We start from the raw sequence: 16,521 nt of genomic DNA, 5'->3' as shown, positions 1-16,521 counted from the left end.
CGATCGGGAAGGATCGCCGCCTCCGGCCCCTCAGGGCAGTTTGCGCAGCATCAGCGGGGCCCCGACATTGGGGTCCTTGCGCCAATGGCCCTGCTCGAAGACCAGCTCGACGCTGTGTCCGCGGCGGGCCACCAGGCTCAGCCGACCGGCGGCATAGCGCCAGCCGGCGGGGTCGAAGATCGCCAGCCCGGTATCGCCGCAGCCTTGCGAGAGGGCGGCGACGCCATCCTCGCGCAGCTCCAGGCGGCAGGCCTCGCGGTTGAGCTGGCGCATGGCGGCGTAGCGGCCGGGCAGGCTGGCTTGGTCAGGCGCCGTACCAAGGTCGACCACGGTCCGCCGCTGGGCCGCCTGGGCCGCGGTCTGTGCCGCGCTCTCCGCCGGACGCGGCGCGGCGCGGACATAGCCCTTCGGATCGAGCCGATAGGCCTGGCCATCCGACCCGCGCGCCTCGAGCCCGGATTCGGAAGCCAGGCGCGCGAAGGCCAGGACCTCCCTGCCCTCGGCATCGAGCAGGCGCGGCTGTCCCGCGCGCGTCACCTCCCAGCCGGTGACGTTCGCCAAGATCGGCAAGGCACGCCGGCAGGTCGCGGGAAACCGGACCAGCCGCCCGTGCTGGCCGGTCTCCGCCGCGAGCGTCACCGTGCAGCGCCGCGACTTGCCGACCGCCTCCAGATCCCAGGCGCCGATCAGCGGTTTCAGCCGCTCCGGCGCGCTCTCAGCGCCGCGCGACGGCAGCTGCGTCTGCGCCAGCGCGGCCGGGCCGGGCCCGAAGCCGAGCCCGAGCGCGAGCAGCGCCGGGGCCGCGCGCAGGCGGGCGCCGATCAAGCCTTCTTCCAGGGTGTTTCCGGCACGGCGGTGAGCGGGCCCTTGCCGGAGAACCAGGAGACGAGGTTGTCGACGAGCAGCTGGCCCATCTGCTCGCGGGTATGGACCGAGGCCGAGCCGACATGCGGCAGCAGCACGACATGATCCATGGCGATCAGCTCGGCCGGGACGCGGGGCTCATCCTCGAAGACGTCGAGACCCGCCGAGAGGATGGTCTTCGCCTCCAGCGCCTCGATCAAGGCCCGCTCGTCGATGACGGTGCCACGCCCGACATTGACGACGATGCCATTGGGGCCCAGCGCCTTCAGAACTTCGGCATTGATCATGTGGTGGGTGGCGGCGCCGCCGGGCGCGACCGAGATCAGCGTATCGACATCCTGCGCCATCTCGACCAGCGACGGGTAATAGCGATAGGCGACATCGGCCTGGCGCGAGCGGCCGTGATAGGCGATCGGCAGGCCGAAGGCCTCCAGGCGATGCGCCACCGCCTTGCCGATGCGGCCGAGGCCGACGATGCCGACCTTGCGGGTCCGCAGCGAGGTGGTCAGCGGATAGGGCTTCTCGAGCCATTTGCCGGCGCGGAGATAGCGATCGACCTGGGGCAGCTGGCGCACCGTCGCGAGCAGCAGGCCGAGGGCGAGATCCGCGACCTCGTCGGTCAGCACGTCGGGGGTGTTGGAGACGACGATGCCGCGCCGGCCGGCCTCGGCTGCGTCGACATTATCGTAGCCGACGCCGAAATTGGCGACCATTTCGAGCTTCGGCAGGGCGTCGAACAGCGCGCCGTCGATCCTGACATGGGCGCCGCCGCCGGCCACGCCGCGGACGCGGCCGCCGATCTCGCGCAGCATGGCGGCGCGGTCGGGCGCGTTCCAGAGCTCGTGCACGGTGAAACGGGCGCGCAGCTGGTCGGCGGCATAGGCCATCAGCGGGCCGGTCATGATGATCTCGGGCGTCTCGTTGGCAGTCATTCGTCGCTCATCCATCTCGCTGCTGCGTGGGGGGCGGACCGGGGTCCAGGGTTGATTCCGTCGATTTGAATCGATTAGGCTGATCTCGGTAGCGCATCTCACGCGGCGCGCCCTCGTCTTTCTACACGCCCTCGGGTGCTCTGCCAGCGCCCGATAGCGGCAAGTAGTATGATTTAATCATGCGGATTTGACGGGTTGCAGCCCGGCCGGCGGGGCCAGGAAGGCCAAGGTCGTGTTCAGGCTGTCGATCACCAGCGTGGTCATCCGTGCCGCGGCGAGATCGCCGTCGCGCTGGGCGATGGCTTCCAGGACGCGCTCGTGATCGGTCAGCGAGGCGACGAAATAATCGCGGTCATTCGCCGATTTCAGCAGCAGCGACCATTGGATCGTGGCGACCACGACGCTCGCCAGGCATTGCAGCGTCGAATTCTGCGCCGCGGTGAAGACCGCGACGTGGAAGGCGAGGTCGGAGCGGATGGTGATGTCGGCATAGGGCGGGTTGTCGACCATGCCGCGGAACGCCGCCTCCATCCGGGCGAGGTCGGCGGGGGTGCGCCGCAGCGCCGCCAAACGCGCCGCGCTGGGCTCGACGAAGCGGCGCAACTCGAAGAGATCGCGGATGAATTTCTCGTTGGGATCGGCCTCGAAATGCCAGGAGAGGACGTCGGGATCGAGCAGGTTCCAGCTGTCGCGGGGGGCGACGCGCGTCCCGCTCTTGGGCCGCGACTCGACCAGCCCCTTGGCGGTGAGCACCTTCACCGCCTCGCGATAGGCGGTGCGCGAGACGGAGATCTCGGAGCGCAGCGCGTCCTCGTTGGGCAATAGCTCCCCGGCCTTGACCGTGCCGGAGATGATGGCGACCGCGAGTTTCTGGGCGACCTGCCCGAACAGACGGTCGGCGTTCAAAGTGGTCGGCCGCGAGAAGTCGCGTACCCGCATCGCCCCCTCGTCTCCCCGCGCGACAGCCGGTCCGGCCGGCGCCGCTGACCCTGTGCGGCGCTTGACACGCCTCTTCATATCGTATGACTTTATCCGAGATGAGGATGGACGCAACCGCCGGCCTTTCCAGGCCCCCGGCGGCGCCCTTGCATCGAACGGTCACAAGAAGCCGTTATGCGCGAGACGTGGGACGGCGCCTGAAGGCGCAACCGCGTCCTTGAGGAAGCAGAAGACCAGGGGAAGGCTCAGATGGCCTCGGTTCAAATCGCGGATGTGCGCAAGGCCTATGGCCAGACGCAGGTGATCCATGGCGTCGACATCGACATCAACGACGGCGAATTCGTCATCCTGGTCGGCCCGTCGGGCTGCGGGAAATCGACCCTGCTGCGGATGATCGCCGGGCTCGAGAACATCAGCGGCGGCGAGATCCGGATCGGACCGCGCGTCGTCAACGATGTCCCGCCCAAGGAGCGCGACATCGCGATGGTCTTCCAGAACTATGCGCTCTATCCGCATATGACGGTGGCCGACAACATGGCCTTCTCGATGAAGCTGCGGAACGCGCCGAAGAGCGAGATCGACGAGCGCGTCAGCAAGGCGGCCGGCATTCTCGGCCTCAACAACCTGCTCGACCGCTACCCCAGGCAGCTCTCGGGCGGCCAGCGCCAGCGCGTCGCCATGGGCCGCGCGATCGTGCGCGATCCGCAGGTGTTCCTGTTCGACGAGCCGCTCTCGAACCTCGACGCCAAGCTGCGCGTGCAGATGCGCACCGAGATCAAGGAGCTGCACCAGCGCCTGAAGACGACGACCGTCTACGTCACCCACGACCAGATCGAAGCCATGACCATGGCCGACAAGATCGTCGTGATGCATGACGGCATCGTCGAGCAGATGGGCGCCCCGCTCGAGCTCTATGACAGGCCCAACAACCTGTTCGTCGCCGCCTTCATCGGCTCGCCCTCGATGAACCTGCTGAAGGGCACGATCACCGCGCAGGGCTTCACCACCGAGGGTGGCGTGACCTGGCCGATCGGCACGCATCCCGCCAATTCCGAAGGGAAACCGGCGGTCTACGGGATCAGGCCCGAGCATTTCCGGCTCGATCCCAACGGCATCCAGGCCGAGGTCGTGGTCGTCGAGCCGACCGGATCGGAGACCCAGGTCGTGCTGCGCTGCGGCGGCCAGGAGGTGACCTGCGTCTTCCGCGAGCGGATCGAGGCCCGCCCCGGCGAGGCGCTCGGCATCACGCCCGACACCAACGTCACGCATCTGTTCGACGCCGCCACGGGCAAGCGCATCAGCTGAGAGCCGGCAAGGCGCAGCGCGAGATCGAGGAGAACACGAGATCGTTCCGGACCGGCCGAGACCCGCAAAGGGCCGGCCGACCCGCGGAAAAACCGGATAATCCGGTCAAGGCGGCCAGCAAGAGCCGCCGGGCAATCCAGGGAGGACAAAAGCATGAATTTCGATCGCAGATCGCTCATCAAGGGCGGCGCGGCGCTCGGCCTCGGCGCCGGCACGGGCCTGCTCGACTTCGCCAAGGCCTGGGCGCAGACCGCGCCATGGAAGCCCGAGGCCGGCGCCAAGCTCTCCATGCTGCGCTGGAAGTACTTCGTCCAGTCCGAGGACGACGCCTTCGTCAAGCTGATCGAGGCCTTCACGGCCGCCACCGGCGTCAAGGTCGACATCAGCCGCGAATCCTATGAGGACGTGCAGCCCAAGGCCTCCGTCGCCGCCAATACCGGCGCCGGCCCGGATCTGTTCTGGGGCCTCTATTCGCTGCCGCATCTGTTCCCGCAGAAATGCGTCGATGTGACGGATGTCGCGGATTATCTCGGCAAGAAATATGGCGGCTGGGTCGAGAGCGCGCAGCAATACGGCAAGAGCGGCAACAAGTGGATCGCGGTTCCCGTCTGCTACAGCGGCAATCTGATGAACTACCGCGTCTCGCATATGAAGAAGGCGGGCTTCTCGGAATTCCCGAAGACGACCGACGAATTCCTCGAATACGCCAAGGCCACCAAGAAGAACGGCAATCCCGGCGGCTTCGCGCTCGGCCATGCCTCGGGCGACGGCAATGGCTGGATCTACTGGTGCCTCTGGGCCTTCGGCGGCAACCATGTCGACAAGAACGACAAGGTGACGATCTCCTCGCCGGAGACCGAGAAGGCGCTGAACTACGCCAAGGCGCTGTACGAGAACATGGTGCCGGGCACCGTCGCCTGGAACGATTCCTTCAACAACAAGGCCTTCCTCGCCAACGAGATCTCCTGGACCAACAACGGCATCTCGATCTATGTCGCGGCCAATAACGACCCGACCAAGAAGGAGATCGCCGAGGACATGAACCACGCCTACATGCCGGTGGGCCCGGTCGGCAAGCCGACCGAACTGCACCTGATGTACCCTGTCCTGGCGATGAACCACACCAAATACCCGCAGGCCTGCAAGGCGCTGATCGCCTTCATGCTCGAGGCCCAGAACTTCAATCCCTGGATCGAGTCGGCGCGCGGCTACCTCACCCATTGCCTCAACGCCTATGACGCCAACCCGGTCTGGACGGCCGATCCCAAGCGCACCGTCTATCGCGACGTCGCCAAGCGCTCGCTGACGGCCGGCGGGCAGGGCTCGGTGGGCGAGAAGGCGGCGGCGGCGATCGCCGATTTCGTCCTGCTCGACATGTTCGCCGCCTTCTGCACCGGCCGCGAGGATGCCAAGAACGCGATGCGGATCGCCGAACGCCAGCTGACGCGGATCTACCGCTAGGCCCGTCCGCAGCCTGCGAACCGAACCGGGCGGCGCGACCCGCGCCGCCCGCACCCCCCTGTCCGCTCCGACCCGCGCGAGGACATCATGGCCGATATCGCCGTCGCGCCGGGCGCGAAAGCAGCGCCACGCGAGATCACTGCCTGGGACCGGCTGAAGGTCAACCGCAACTGGCTGGGCTTCTGGTTCATGGTGCCGGCCATGGCCTTCCTCATCCTGTTCCTGGCCTATCCGCTGGTGCTCGGGGTCTGGCTCTCCTTCACCGATGCGAGGATCGGCCGCACCGGCGCCTTCGTCGGGCTTGAGAATTACGAATGGCTGATGGACGACAGCAATTTCTGGCTCGTCGTCTTCAACACGCTGTTCTACACGATCGTCGCCAGCGTGGTGAAATTCGCCGTCGGGCTCTATCTCGCCTTGCTGCTGAACGAGCGCATGCCGTTCAAGGCGATGATCCGCGCGCTGGTGCTGATCCCCTTCATCGTGCCGACCGTGCTCTCGGCCATCGCCTTCTGGTGGATCTACGACAGCAATTTCTCGATCGTGTCCTGGGCCCTGCGCGAGACCGGGCTGATCGACGGCAACATCAACTTCCTCGGCGATGTCTGGAACGCCCGCTGGTCGGTGATCTTCGCCAATGTCTGGCGCGGCATCCCCTTCATCGCGATCACGCTGCTCGCCGGGCTGCAGACCGTGTCGCCCTCGCTCTACGAGGCCGCGACGATCGACGGCGCCTCGAGCTGGCAGCGCTTCCGCTTCATCACCTATCCGCTGCTGACCCCGATCATCGCGGTGGTGATGACCTTCTCGGTGCTGTTCACCTTCACCGATTTCCAGCTGATCTGGGTTCTGACCCGGGGCGGGCCGGTGAACGCGACGCATCTGATGGCGACCTTGTCCTATCAGCGCGCCATTCTCGGCGGCAATCTCGGCGAAGGCGCCGCGATCTCCACCGCGATGATCCCGTTCCTGTTCGCCGCGATCATGATCTCCTGGTTCGGCCTGCAGCGCCGCAGATGGCAGCAGGGAGGCGACAATGACTGACCAGACCGCAGGGCGCATCGTCGATCCGGGCGGCCGTTCGGGCCGCAGCGACGCCAGCGAGGGCATGAGCTATCTCGACTCGCTGCCGCGGCGGATGGTGACGCTGTATCTGCCGCTCGGCATCATCTGCTTAGTGCTGCTGTTCCCCTTCTACTGGATGGCGCTGACGGCGATCAAACCGGACGAGCAACTGCTCGATCTCAACAAGTACAACCCGCTCTGGACCTGGGACCCGACCTTCAAGCACTTCTACAAGCTGCTCTTCGAGACCCAGTATCCGCGCTGGCTCTGGAACACGATGTTCGTGGCGATGTGCGCCACGACGCTGTCGATCATCTCCAGCGTTTTCGCCGCCTATGCGATCGTGAGGCTGCGCTACAAGGGCGCGCAATGGGTGGGCGGGCTGATCTTCCTGGCCTATCTCGTGCCGCCCTCGATCCTGTTCATCCCGCTCTCGACGGTGGTGTTCCAATACGGCCTGTTCGACTCGCCGATGGCGCTGATCCTGACCTATCCGACGATCCTGATCCCGTTCTCGACCTGGCTGCTGATGGGGTATTTCAAGACGATCCCCTTCGAGCTCGAGGAATGCGCTCTGATCGACGGGGCGAGCCGCTGGCAGATCCTGACCAAGATCATCCTGCCGCTCGCCATTCCGGGCCTGATCTCGGCCTTCATCTTCTGCTTCACCCTGTGCTGGAACGAGTTCATCTACGCGCTCACCTTCCTGTCCTCGACCCAGCACAAGACGGTGCCGGTGGCGATCGTGAACGAGTTCGTCGATGGCGACATTTATCGCTGGGGTTCGCTGATGGCCGGCGCCCTGGCCGGCTCGCTGCCGCTCGTCATCCTCTACGCCTTCTTCGTGGAGCATTACGTCTCCGCCATGACGGGCGCGGTGAAGGAGTGAGCCCTCCGGCGGCGGCCTGATCGCCGCCGTTTCGACAAGGCCGACCGAGGATACCCCATGACTGCTCAAACCGTCGCCTTTATCGGCCTTGGCGCCATGGGGGCGCCCATGGCCGAGAATCTGGTGAAGCGGCAATTCCGCGTGACCGGCTTCGACATGCGCGCGGCCGCGCGTGAGGCGCTGGCCGCGGGCGGCGGGCATGCGGCCGAGAGCGCCGCCGCCGCGGCGGCCGGCGCGCAGGCGCTGGTGCTGATGGTGGTCAACGCGGCGCAGGCCCGCTCGGTGCTGTTCGAAGCGGGGGCGCTGCAGGCGCTGGCCCCGGGCGCGGTGGTGATGCTGATGGCGACCTGCGCGCCTGGCGAGGTCGAGGCGATCGCGGCCGAGGTCACGGCATCGGGCCGGCATTTCGTCGATTCCCCGGTCTCGGGCGGGGTGGTCGGAGCGCGCAACGCGACGCTGACGATCATGGTCGGTGCGCCGCAGGCGAGCTTCGCCTTGGCCAGGCCGGTGCTGGACGCGATGGGCGACAAGGTCTTCCATGTCGGCGAGCGACCGGGCCAGGGCGCGACGGTGAAGACCGTCAACCAGCTGCTCTGCGGCGTGCATATCGCCGCCGCGGCGGAGGCGCTCTCGCTGGCCGAGAAGGCCGGCATCGACGGGCGCGTGCTGTTCGAGATCATGGGCGGCTCGGCCGCCTCCTCATGGATGCTGCGGGATCGCGGCCCGCGCATGCACGAGGCGGAGCCGCCGGTGGCCAGCGCGGTCGATATCTTCGTGAAGGATCTCGGCATCGTCATGGATGCCGGCCGGGCCGCGCGCGCGGCGCTGCCACTGGCGGCCGCGGCCCACCAGATGTTCCTGGCCGCCTCGGGGCTGGGCCATGGCGCGCGCGACGATTCGCAGGTGGTGAGGGCCTATCGCGCGCTCAACGCAGCGCCGCCCGCGAATGACCCGTGAGCGCGCCGTCAGCCGCGGAACGGAGCGGTGCTGCCGCGCACCACCAGTTCCGGCGTCAGGATCAGGCGGCGCGGCTGCGCATTGGGATCGGCGATCCGCTCAAGCAGGAATTCAGCCGATTTCCGGCCCATCTCGTCCTGGAAATTCTTGATCGTCGTCAGAGCGGGGTACCATTGCGCCGCTTCCTGAACGTCGTCGCAGCCGACCAGCGAGAAATCCACGCCGGCTTCCAGCCCGCAATGACGCAGGCCGAGCATGGCGCCGAAGGCGGTGAGATCGTTGAAACAGATCGCGGCGCTCGGCGGATCGGCCGCCGCCAGCACCGCCTGAATGCCCTTCAGGCCGTTTTCGCGGGTGCCCTGGGCGGAATGCACGATGGCGCGGTCGAGCGGCAGGCCGTGGCGCGCCAGGGTCTCGCAATAGCCGGTGAAGCGGTTGCGGCCGGTGGAGATGCGCTGGCTCTCGCCGAGAAAAGCGATGCGCCGGTGCCCGAGGCCGAGCAGATGCTCCATCGCCAGCACGGCGCCATGGCGATCGTCGGAGCCGACGAAATCCAGCGCCAGCCCCGGGATCTCGCGCGAGAGCTGGACGATGGGCAGTCCGGCCTCGAGCAGATGCGCGAAATCCGCGGCGACGCTGCCGGCGGCGGGGCAGAGGATCATGCCGTCCGGCCGGTATTCCTTCAGCGTGGTCAGAACCCGGTCCTGCCGGTCGAGATTCTCGGCATAGGTGCCGAGCAGGATCGACCTGCCATGGCCGGTGGCGGTCTCCTCGATCGCCGCCAGCAGCTCGGCGAAATAGGGGTTGGTGATGTCGTGGAAGCCGACGGCCAGAATGTTGGTGCGGTCGGTGCGAAGGGAGGCGGCGCTGCGATTATAGCTGTAGCCCATCTGCCGGGCGATGGACTGGACGCGGCTGCGGGTCGCCTCGGCGACGAGCGGGGAGCCGCGCAGAGCGAGCGAGACGGTGGCCGTGGATACGGCGAGATGCTGGGCGATGATCTGCAGTGTGACCCGGCCGCGCCCGAGCGGCGCGGAGGCCGGAACGTCTGGCAGATCCGCCGCGGCCGGCTGGGCGTCATCGGTCATCTCGACGCTTCCTCCAGAAGCGGGATCTAGACCATGCAACCTGTTCCGGGCCGGCCCATCCGTCACTGACATACATCATTCACCATCGCAGAACCCTCCTCTCATAGAAAACGGAGAATTTGAAGATGAGCACTACCAAAGAAGCAGTCGGCTTCATCGGCGTCGGGCTGATGGGGCAGGGCATGGCCCGCAACCTCGTCGACAAGGGGTTTCCGCTGACCGTGATGGGCCATCGCAACCGCAAGCCGGTCGAGGAGCTCGTGGCGGCGGGGGCGAGAGAGGCGAAAACCCCGCGCGAGCTCGCCGCCCAATCGACGATCATCTTCCTGTGCGTGACCGGCTCGGCCCAGGTCGAGGAGGTGGTGAACGGCCCGGACGGCATCATCGCCGGGGCGAAGCCCGGGACGGTGGTGGTCGATTGCTCGACCTCCGACCCCGGCTCCACGGTCCGGATCGCGGCCGAACTGGAGGCGAAGGGGCTGCATCTCGCCGATGCGCCGCTGGGCGGCACCCCGGCGCAAGCCGCGCTCGGCCAGCTCTCGGCGATGATCGGCGCGAGCCCCGAGGTCTTCGCGCGGATCAAGCCGGCCTGCGAGGCCTGGGCCCAGAAGGTGGTGCATCTCGGCCCGGTCGGCGACGGCCACAAGATGAAGCTGCTCAACAACTTCCTGTCGATGGGCTATGCCGCGATCTATGCCGAGGCGCTGACCCTGGCGCAGAAGATCGGGATCACGCCGCAGACCTTCGACAGCGTCATCCGCGGCAGCCGGATGGATTGCGGCTTCTACCAGACCTTCATGCAATATGTGCTGGAGCGCGACCGCAACGCCCATAAATTCACGCTGGTCAACGCGCTGAAGGATGTCCGCTATCTCGAAAGCGTCGCCAATGCCGCCGGCGTGCCGAACCCCGTCGGCAATGCGGTCAAGAACAGCTTCGCCTCCGCCGTCGCGGCGGGCAAGGGCGAGGATTACGTGCCGATGATCTCGGATTTCATCGCCGAGCGCAGCGGCGTCTCGCTCGGCAAGACGGGCTGAAGCGGCGGGGCCTCGGCCCCGCCTGGGGCGCCGTCCGGACGTCGCGTGCCGATGATCGCCGCGTCCGGAGGGGGTCGGCGTTCTGCCGTGAAATGACGGCCGAGGATGTCGCTGAGGAGCCTGTCAGAGCTTCGGATCGTCGGTATCGGCGGCTCTTCGCTCCTGCAGGGCACGCATCTTCGCAGCGTAGCCGCGCAAGGGGAGCCATGCCGAGCCGATCTCGTCCAGCGCCACCATGCAATCGGCCAGGCAGCCGCGAAGCGAAGCGTCGCGAAAGCGCGACTGCGCCGAGAGAAGGGCCTTGCCGGCCGGCGTATCGCGTTCGCCGGCGTGGCCCAGCACGGTGAAGATCGGGGTCGCCTCGCTGCGGCCGCGCACCGCGATCCGGTCCAGTTCGACGACGAAGCAGGCGTGCTGGATGGCGCGGGCCGTGCTCTCGCCGATGATCAGCTTGACGCCATAATCCTTGGTCAGGCCTTCCAGCCGAGAGGCAAGGTTCACGGCATCCCCGAGCACCGAATAATCATAGCGCCAGCGCGAGCCGATATTGCCGACGACGCAGCTGCCCGTGTTGACGCCGACGCCGACGGCCAAAGGCGGCAGGGCGGAATCCTCGGCCTGGAGCTCGCCGTTGAGGCGCTCCACGGCCTTCGACATCTGCAGCGCGGCGGCGACCGCGGCACCGGCATGATCGGGCTCCGGCAAAGGCGCATTCCAGAAGGCCATCACGCAGTCGCCCATATATTTGTCGATCGTGCCGCGCGCCTCCAGCACCTGCTCCGACAGCGCGTCGAGCAGGCGGTTGATGATGCTGGTCAGGCGGATCGGATCGTCCTTGAGCTGCTCCGACAGGCTGGTGAAGCCGCGCACGTCGCAGAACAGGATGCTGAGCTCGCGCCGCTCGCCTCCGAGTTTCAGCGAATCCGGATTTCGTGCGAGCTCGGCGACGAGCGCCGGCGTGACATAGCGCGAAAACGCCTCCGACACCGCGGCGCGAAGCCTGCGCTCGCGGGCGTAATCCAGGCCGAAGCGCGCACCGAAGCCGGCGATCGCGGCCAGGGCCGGAGTGACCGGCGGCAGCCAGACGCGCCCGAACCGCAGCAGGACGAAGCTGCCCAGCAGGATGATCGCCAGGCTCAGCGCCGCGGCCACGCCCGTGCGCCACGACATCGCGGCCGAGCCCGTGCCGCAGCCGAGCAGGGCGCAGGCGATCACGGCCAGGGCGATCGCGCTCAGCGAGGCCGGCGTGATCCACAGCCCGTTGAGCAGATTGTCCATGAGCGTGGCATGGACCTCGACGCCGGCGGTGAGCGTGCCGGTCTTGATCGTGAAGGGCGTCTCGAACGCATCCGTCGCGCCGCTATCGGTGGCCGGAGCGGCTTTCAGGCTGAGGCCGACCAGGACGGTCCTGTCCTTGAAGATGCCCGGCGGCAGGAAGGCCCCGGGGTCGAGCGCCTGATAATAGGAGACGGTCGGGTAGCTGCGGGCACCGCCCGAAAACTGGACCAGCGGCCGGGGCGGCAATGACGGCAGAGCCGCGCCCCGCGCCACCAGCAAGGCCTCGGCAAAACTATCCGCCGCGGCGGGCATGCGCCGCAGCACCCCGTCGCTGTCGAGGTCGACCGAGGTCACGCCGAAGCTCGCGCCGTTGCGGAGCAGATCCGGCAGCGGCCCGACACGCGAGATCTGCGTCCCGTGATCCATGGCGATGACCTCGCGGTCGGCCGCCAGCACGGAGCCGGGCCCCAGCGCCGCGGCCAACGCCGAATCCGCCTCCTCGCTCGATGGCTCGGCGAACACGATATCCAGCCCGATCACCTTGGCGCCGGCCGCTTTCAGGCTGTCCACCAGCCGCGCATGGGTCGCGCGCGACCAGGGCCAGCGCTCGCTGAGTTCGGCGAAGGAGGGTTCGTCGATCGCGACGATGATCGCGCCGGGCTCGGCGGGGCGGAGCGGGCTCAGGGTCGACAGCATGTCGAAGGCGCGCGCCTCGACGATGCGGATGCCGGCCCGGCCGTGAAGCGGCACGATCAGCAGGGAGACCAGGGCCGCCAGCAGGATGTTGCGCAGGCGCGGACGATGCCTGAGGCTCTCTCGCAGGCGGCGATAGCGGTCGAGCAGAGTGGCCGTGGCCCGTTGCCGAGCCGATGCCGCTCGCTCCATCAGAAGCGGACCTTGAGCGAGCCCGCGATCGTGCGCCCGGCGCCCAGTACCGCCTCGCTGCCGACGCGCGCTCCGACCTGCTCATAGCGCTTGTCGAAGGCGTTGAGCAGCGACAGGCCGAGAAGCAGGCGACGATCCAGCGTCTCGTAGCTGGCGGTCAAGTCCGTCGTCCAGAGCGGGTCGAGCTTGACGCCACCCGGCGCATCGTAACGCTCGCCGATATAATTCTCGATGATCGAGAATTTGACGCGGCTCGGATGCACGAAGGTCAGGCCGGCACGGGCGAAGCGCCGCGGCACATAGGGAACGTCCACCTCGATGCCCGAGGCATCTCGGGTCTTCGAATCCGCCATGCCGACCGTGCCGAAGACGCCGACGCCATGCGTCAGCCAGAGATTGGCGGTGGCGGTGACGTAGTCGATCCGGGCCCGGGAGATGTCGAAATCATCGAGCGTGTCGGGAATGCCGACGCGCAGATCGCGGCCGCGCTGGCTCTGATATTCGACGGCCGTGAAGATGTGCGGGGTCCATTCGGCGTCCCAGCGCAGAGCGGTCGTCTCCTTGCGGCCGCCGAGCTGCAGCGGCAGCGTATTCGGCAAGAGCCCGACGGTCGTGATCGGCGACAGGGTGAAGCCATTGGGCAATTCGGTGTCGCGCCGCCATGAGGCACGCAGCCATTGGCCTTCCAGCGGCGACAGGCCGATGCCGATCCGCATATCGACATAGTCCTTCCGCGCGCCGGTGCTGGTGTCGTAGCTCAGACCCTGCGCGCCGCCCTCGATCTGGACCTTGTCCGAAGGCTGCCACATCAGATTCGCGTAGATGCGCCCGGCATCGAAGGTCGAGCGGATGGGATCATAGGTCTCGTTATTCAGCGTCAGCGGGATGCCGGGGATCGACAGGGTCTCCGACAGGGACGAGAAGCCGCGCGTGCGCCCGCGCTGTGCCTCGACGCCCGTGCGCAGGGTGAAATCGCCATAGCCGAGCATGTGGCTGACCGCGGCGGTGACCGCGTCGACCTTCACGTCGCGGCGCTGGCGCGTGTCGAAGGTCGAGGGAAACAGGCCGACGAACGGGTCGAGCAGGCCCACGATTTCGGCGCGGCGCTGGCTCTGGTCGGCGCGGGTCGCGACGAGCGCGCCGGTCAGCACATTGCGGTAGCCGAAGCTGTGGCTCCAGCCTGCGCCGGCCTGGTAGGATTTCACCTTGTTCCGATCGGCATCGAAGAGGTTGATCGCCGGCGTCAGCAGATCGGGTTCCGCGGATGAGGCCGTGCCCCAGAGCAGGAAGCGCTCGGCCGCATTGGGGGCGATGCCGATGAAGGCGCTGGCGGTGCGCTCGGTCTCGCCGCCGGCACGGCCGCCCGACCTGTCGCTGGTGCGCGTCTGGCTCGCCGACAGCGAGATGGCGGTGGGGACCGGCGTGTTGCTGAAAGCCTGGACCGAGACGTCGTTCTGCCAGCCATTGCGACCGTTGCGGCGGATCAGCGAGCCACCGAATTCCACGTCGATGAAGGGCCGGCGCAGCAGGTCGATGCGGCCGATGCGCCCCGAGGCGGCCAGCGGATCGAGGAGCAGACCCTGGATGACCAGATTGCCGGCAGTGTCGGCGAAGTCGTTGCCCTCGACCTGGTCGAGGGTCGGCCGCGCGAAGAACGGCCGCGCCCGACGGGCGATCGCCTGGTCGAAATAGCTCGTCGCGGTGAAGGGGTCGGCGACGCGGTCGGTGTAATAGCGCCCCCAATCCTCCAGCCCGAGCAGCCGATAGGCCTGGCCGAGATAGGAGCCGCCGGTCCGGGTCGAGGCCAGAGCCGCGAAATAGCCGCCGCGGTTGCGGTAGCGTCGCACGGCCTCGCGGGCATTGCCGATGGCGGCGTCCGCGTCGAGCTGGTCGACGGCGATGGCGGTGCGCGCGATCGACGTGGCGGGATCGTTCTTGTCGAGGCGGTCGGCATTGTCGAAGGCCTGGGCGGCGCCTTCGATGTCTCCGGATTGATATTGCACGATCGCGGTGCCCAGCAGCCCCTGCGCCGAGGCCGGGTTGGCCGCGCTGCCGGCGAGCATGAACTCCATCGCCTTGGCCATGTCCCCCTTCTGGAGGTAGTAGCGGCCCTTCGCGGTGTAGCCGACATAGAGCGAGGGATCGAGCGCCAGCGCCTTGTCGATCAGCGCGCCGGCCTCCTCGACGCGGCTCTGATCGAGCAGCAGGATGGCGAGGTTGGCATAGCTCACCGGATCGTCGGGATCGGCCTCGATGCCGCGCCGGAACGCCGCCTCGGCCTCGACATTCGCGTCGCGCCCGCTCTGGGCGAGGCCGAGCCCGTTCCACATCGACGCATCGCCGGGAGCGATCTCGGTTCCGCGGGTGAAATCGGCGACCGCGCCGTCGAGATCGCTGTCGATCGCGCTCCGGAGATAGCCGGAGGCCAGCAGCGTCTCGGGACTGTCCGGATCGGTCGCGCGCATCCGCTCGATCGTGCTGCGCATCTCGTCGCGACGATCCAACAGCAGAGAGACCTGGGCGGAGAGCAGCGACGAGAGAAGATGGTGCGGCGCCGCCTTCTCCGTCCGGCGCAGGATCGTCTCGGCCTCCGGCAGACCCTTGCTGAAGCCGGTGACATAGGCCGTGCAGACGTTCTGATCGGCTCCGCCCGGCTTCGGCATCGCCAGCACGCGCTTGGGCTCGGCCAGGGTCGCGGCAGCGAAATAGCCGCATTGTGCCGTCACCCGCTGGCGCCCGCTGGTGCCGCGCGCCGCGCGGGCGAACAGGATCGCCGCCTCCTTGTAGCGCTTGGCCGAGCCGGCGAGCATGGCCTCGACCAGATCGAGCCGGGCGCTGAGACTGGTATGATCGCCTCGGCGACGCTCGCCGCTTCGTCCCGCGGTCCAGTCGTCGCCGGGGCTCGGCAGGAAGGCGGGCTTCTGGCCGAGACGCCGACGCGCCTCCGCGACGGCCTGGAGCACCACCGCGAGCGGATCGTGACCAAAACCGTTCTCGGCGATGGCGACCCAATCCGCGGTGGTCCGGGCGGAGACCGGGATCGCGGCCAGGCGCGTGCGCGCATCGCGCCGGGCGGGCCCGTCGAGAGGAGTCGCCGGCAGGCCCCGGAACAGGCCGCGCAACTCCATGTAGAACAGCATCTGCTCGCGATCGTCGGAGCGCACGAGCACGATCTTGGTGGGCCGCTCGCCGATGCGCGCCGAGGCGCCTTCGCCCTGGCGGACGGTCACCGAGCCTTGCGGGTTCGCGAATTCGACGACGCCTTCCATCACGATGATCGAGGTGCGATCGCCCTGGACCGAAAGCGACCAGTCGGTGCCGCGGATCGCGGCCGAAGCCGCCGGCGTCTTGACGGTGACGCCCGTGCCGCCGCGCGAGGCGCGCGCCCAGATATTGCCGGTCGGCAATGTCAGCTCGGTATTGCCGCTGCCGGAGGCGGCCGCGATCTGGTTGACGACGAGGGTCGACTGACGGCCGACGCGGATCGTCGTCTGGTCGGTGAAGGTGATGCCGAGCGTGCCGATCTCGCCGGTGCGCAAGGTGTCGCCGCCGACCACGTCCTGACGCACGATCGCGGGGCGCCAGCCGGGCTCGCGCGGGAACTGCAGTTCCTCGCCGCCCTTGGCGGCGACGATCCCGCCCGCGCGGGGCGCTTCACGCGGAACCGGCTCCTGTGCGAAAGCCTCGGCTCCGGCGAAGGCCAGGAGCCCCGCCAATCCCTGACACATGATGCGACGCACGACCATCGAAGCCCCTCGAACAGGCCATAACAAAACCGCCTAAATCCCGTATGGCGGTTACTTAGTCATATGACATGTTCG

At 67.8% G+C, this 16,521-nt stretch carries 11 protein-coding genes and 1 pseudogene; 6 read left to right on the top strand and 6 right to left on the bottom strand.

Annotation, left to right across the window (positions count from 1 at the left end; all coding sequences use genetic code 11):
• Positions 1 to 30: 30 nt before the first annotated feature.
• From ASG72_RS07340 to ASG72_RS07330, 3 genes are all read right to left on the bottom strand, one after another.
• Entirely contained in the window at positions 31 to 825 is a 795-nt protein-coding gene (locus tag ASG72_RS07340) for an AprI/Inh family metalloprotease inhibitor (RefSeq protein WP_056710612.1), read from the bottom strand.
• Positions 822 to 1,796 (bottom strand): 2-hydroxyacid dehydrogenase, encoded by a 975-nt coding sequence (locus ASG72_RS07335; RefSeq protein WP_056710610.1) that lies wholly within the window; start codon positions 1,794 to 1,796, stop codon positions 822 to 824. The genes ASG72_RS07340 and ASG72_RS07335 overlap by 4 nt, the downstream gene beginning before the upstream one ends.
• 177 nt (positions 1,797 to 1,973) lie before the next feature.
• Positions 1,974 to 2,735 carry a FadR/GntR family transcriptional regulator gene (locus ASG72_RS07330; protein ID WP_162246206.1) on the bottom strand — a complete coding sequence of 254 codons (762 nt, stop codon included), beginning with the start codon at positions 2,733 to 2,735 and terminating at the stop codon, positions 1,974 to 1,976.
• Between the two features lie 249 nt (positions 2,736 to 2,984).
• Between ASG72_RS07330 and ugpC the strand changes: the two genes are divergently transcribed.
• The 5 genes and pseudogenes from ugpC to ASG72_RS07305 form a co-directional block, all read left to right on the top strand.
• On the top strand, positions 2,985 to 4,040 hold the full coding sequence (gene ugpC / locus ASG72_RS07325; RefSeq protein ID WP_056710607.1) for a sn-glycerol-3-phosphate ABC transporter ATP-binding protein UgpC: 1,056 nt from the start codon (positions 2,985 to 2,987) through the stop codon (positions 4,038 to 4,040).
• Between the two features lie 153 nt (positions 4,041 to 4,193).
• Positions 4,194 to 5,501 carry an extracellular solute-binding protein gene (locus ASG72_RS07320; RefSeq protein ID WP_056710605.1) on the top strand — a complete coding sequence of 436 codons (1,308 nt, stop codon included), beginning with the start codon at positions 4,194 to 4,196 and terminating at the stop codon, positions 5,499 to 5,501.
• 87 nt (positions 5,502 to 5,588) lie between these two features.
• A complete protein-coding gene (locus tag ASG72_RS07315; RefSeq protein WP_056710603.1) occupies positions 5,589 to 6,545 on the top strand; it encodes a sugar ABC transporter permease in 957 nt (318 codons plus the stop codon).
• A 64-nt stretch (positions 6,546 to 6,609) separates the two neighbouring features.
• Complete coding sequence (locus ASG72_RS07310; RefSeq protein ID WP_244488744.1) at positions 6,610 to 7,455, top strand: carbohydrate ABC transporter permease; 846 nt, start codon at positions 6,610 to 6,612, stop codon at positions 7,453 to 7,455.
• A 45-nt stretch (positions 7,456 to 7,500) separates the two neighbouring features.
• A pseudogene (locus ASG72_RS07305) lies at positions 7,501 to 8,412 on the top strand (NAD(P)-dependent oxidoreductase); the annotation flags it as partial.
• A gap of 8 nt (positions 8,413 to 8,420) precedes the next feature.
• Here ASG72_RS07305 and ASG72_RS07300 read toward each other — a convergent pair.
• Entirely contained in the window at positions 8,421 to 9,500 is a 1,080-nt protein-coding gene (locus tag ASG72_RS07300; RefSeq protein ID WP_082540165.1) for a LacI family DNA-binding transcriptional regulator, read from the bottom strand.
• Positions 9,501 to 9,625: 125 nt separating this feature from the next.
• On the opposite strand from ASG72_RS07300, the gene ASG72_RS07295 reads away from it, so the two are divergent.
• On the top strand, positions 9,626 to 10,537 hold the full coding sequence (locus ASG72_RS07295; RefSeq protein WP_056711031.1) for an NAD(P)-dependent oxidoreductase: 912 nt from the start codon (positions 9,626 to 9,628) through the stop codon (positions 10,535 to 10,537).
• Positions 10,538 to 10,660: 123 nt separating this feature from the next.
• Here the strand turns inward: ASG72_RS07295 and ASG72_RS07290 are convergent, their stop codons facing one another.
• Positions 10,661 to 12,700 carry a CHASE2 domain-containing protein gene (locus ASG72_RS07290; protein WP_056710597.1) on the bottom strand — a complete coding sequence of 680 codons (2,040 nt, stop codon included), beginning with the start codon at positions 12,698 to 12,700 and terminating at the stop codon, positions 10,661 to 10,663.
• Positions 12,700 to 16,428 (bottom strand): FecR domain-containing protein, encoded by a 3,729-nt coding sequence (locus ASG72_RS07285; protein ID WP_162246204.1) that lies wholly within the window; start codon positions 16,426 to 16,428, stop codon positions 12,700 to 12,702. Before ASG72_RS07285 ends, ASG72_RS07290 begins: the two co-directional genes overlap by 1 nt.
• Positions 16,429 to 16,521 lie beyond the last annotated feature (93 nt).

This window comes from Allobosea sp. Leaf344 (assembly GCF_001426225.1).
Taxonomy (GTDB): Bacteria; Pseudomonadota; Alphaproteobacteria; order Rhizobiales; family Beijerinckiaceae; genus Allobosea.
This window is presented reverse-complemented; position numbering and strand designations above follow the sequence as displayed.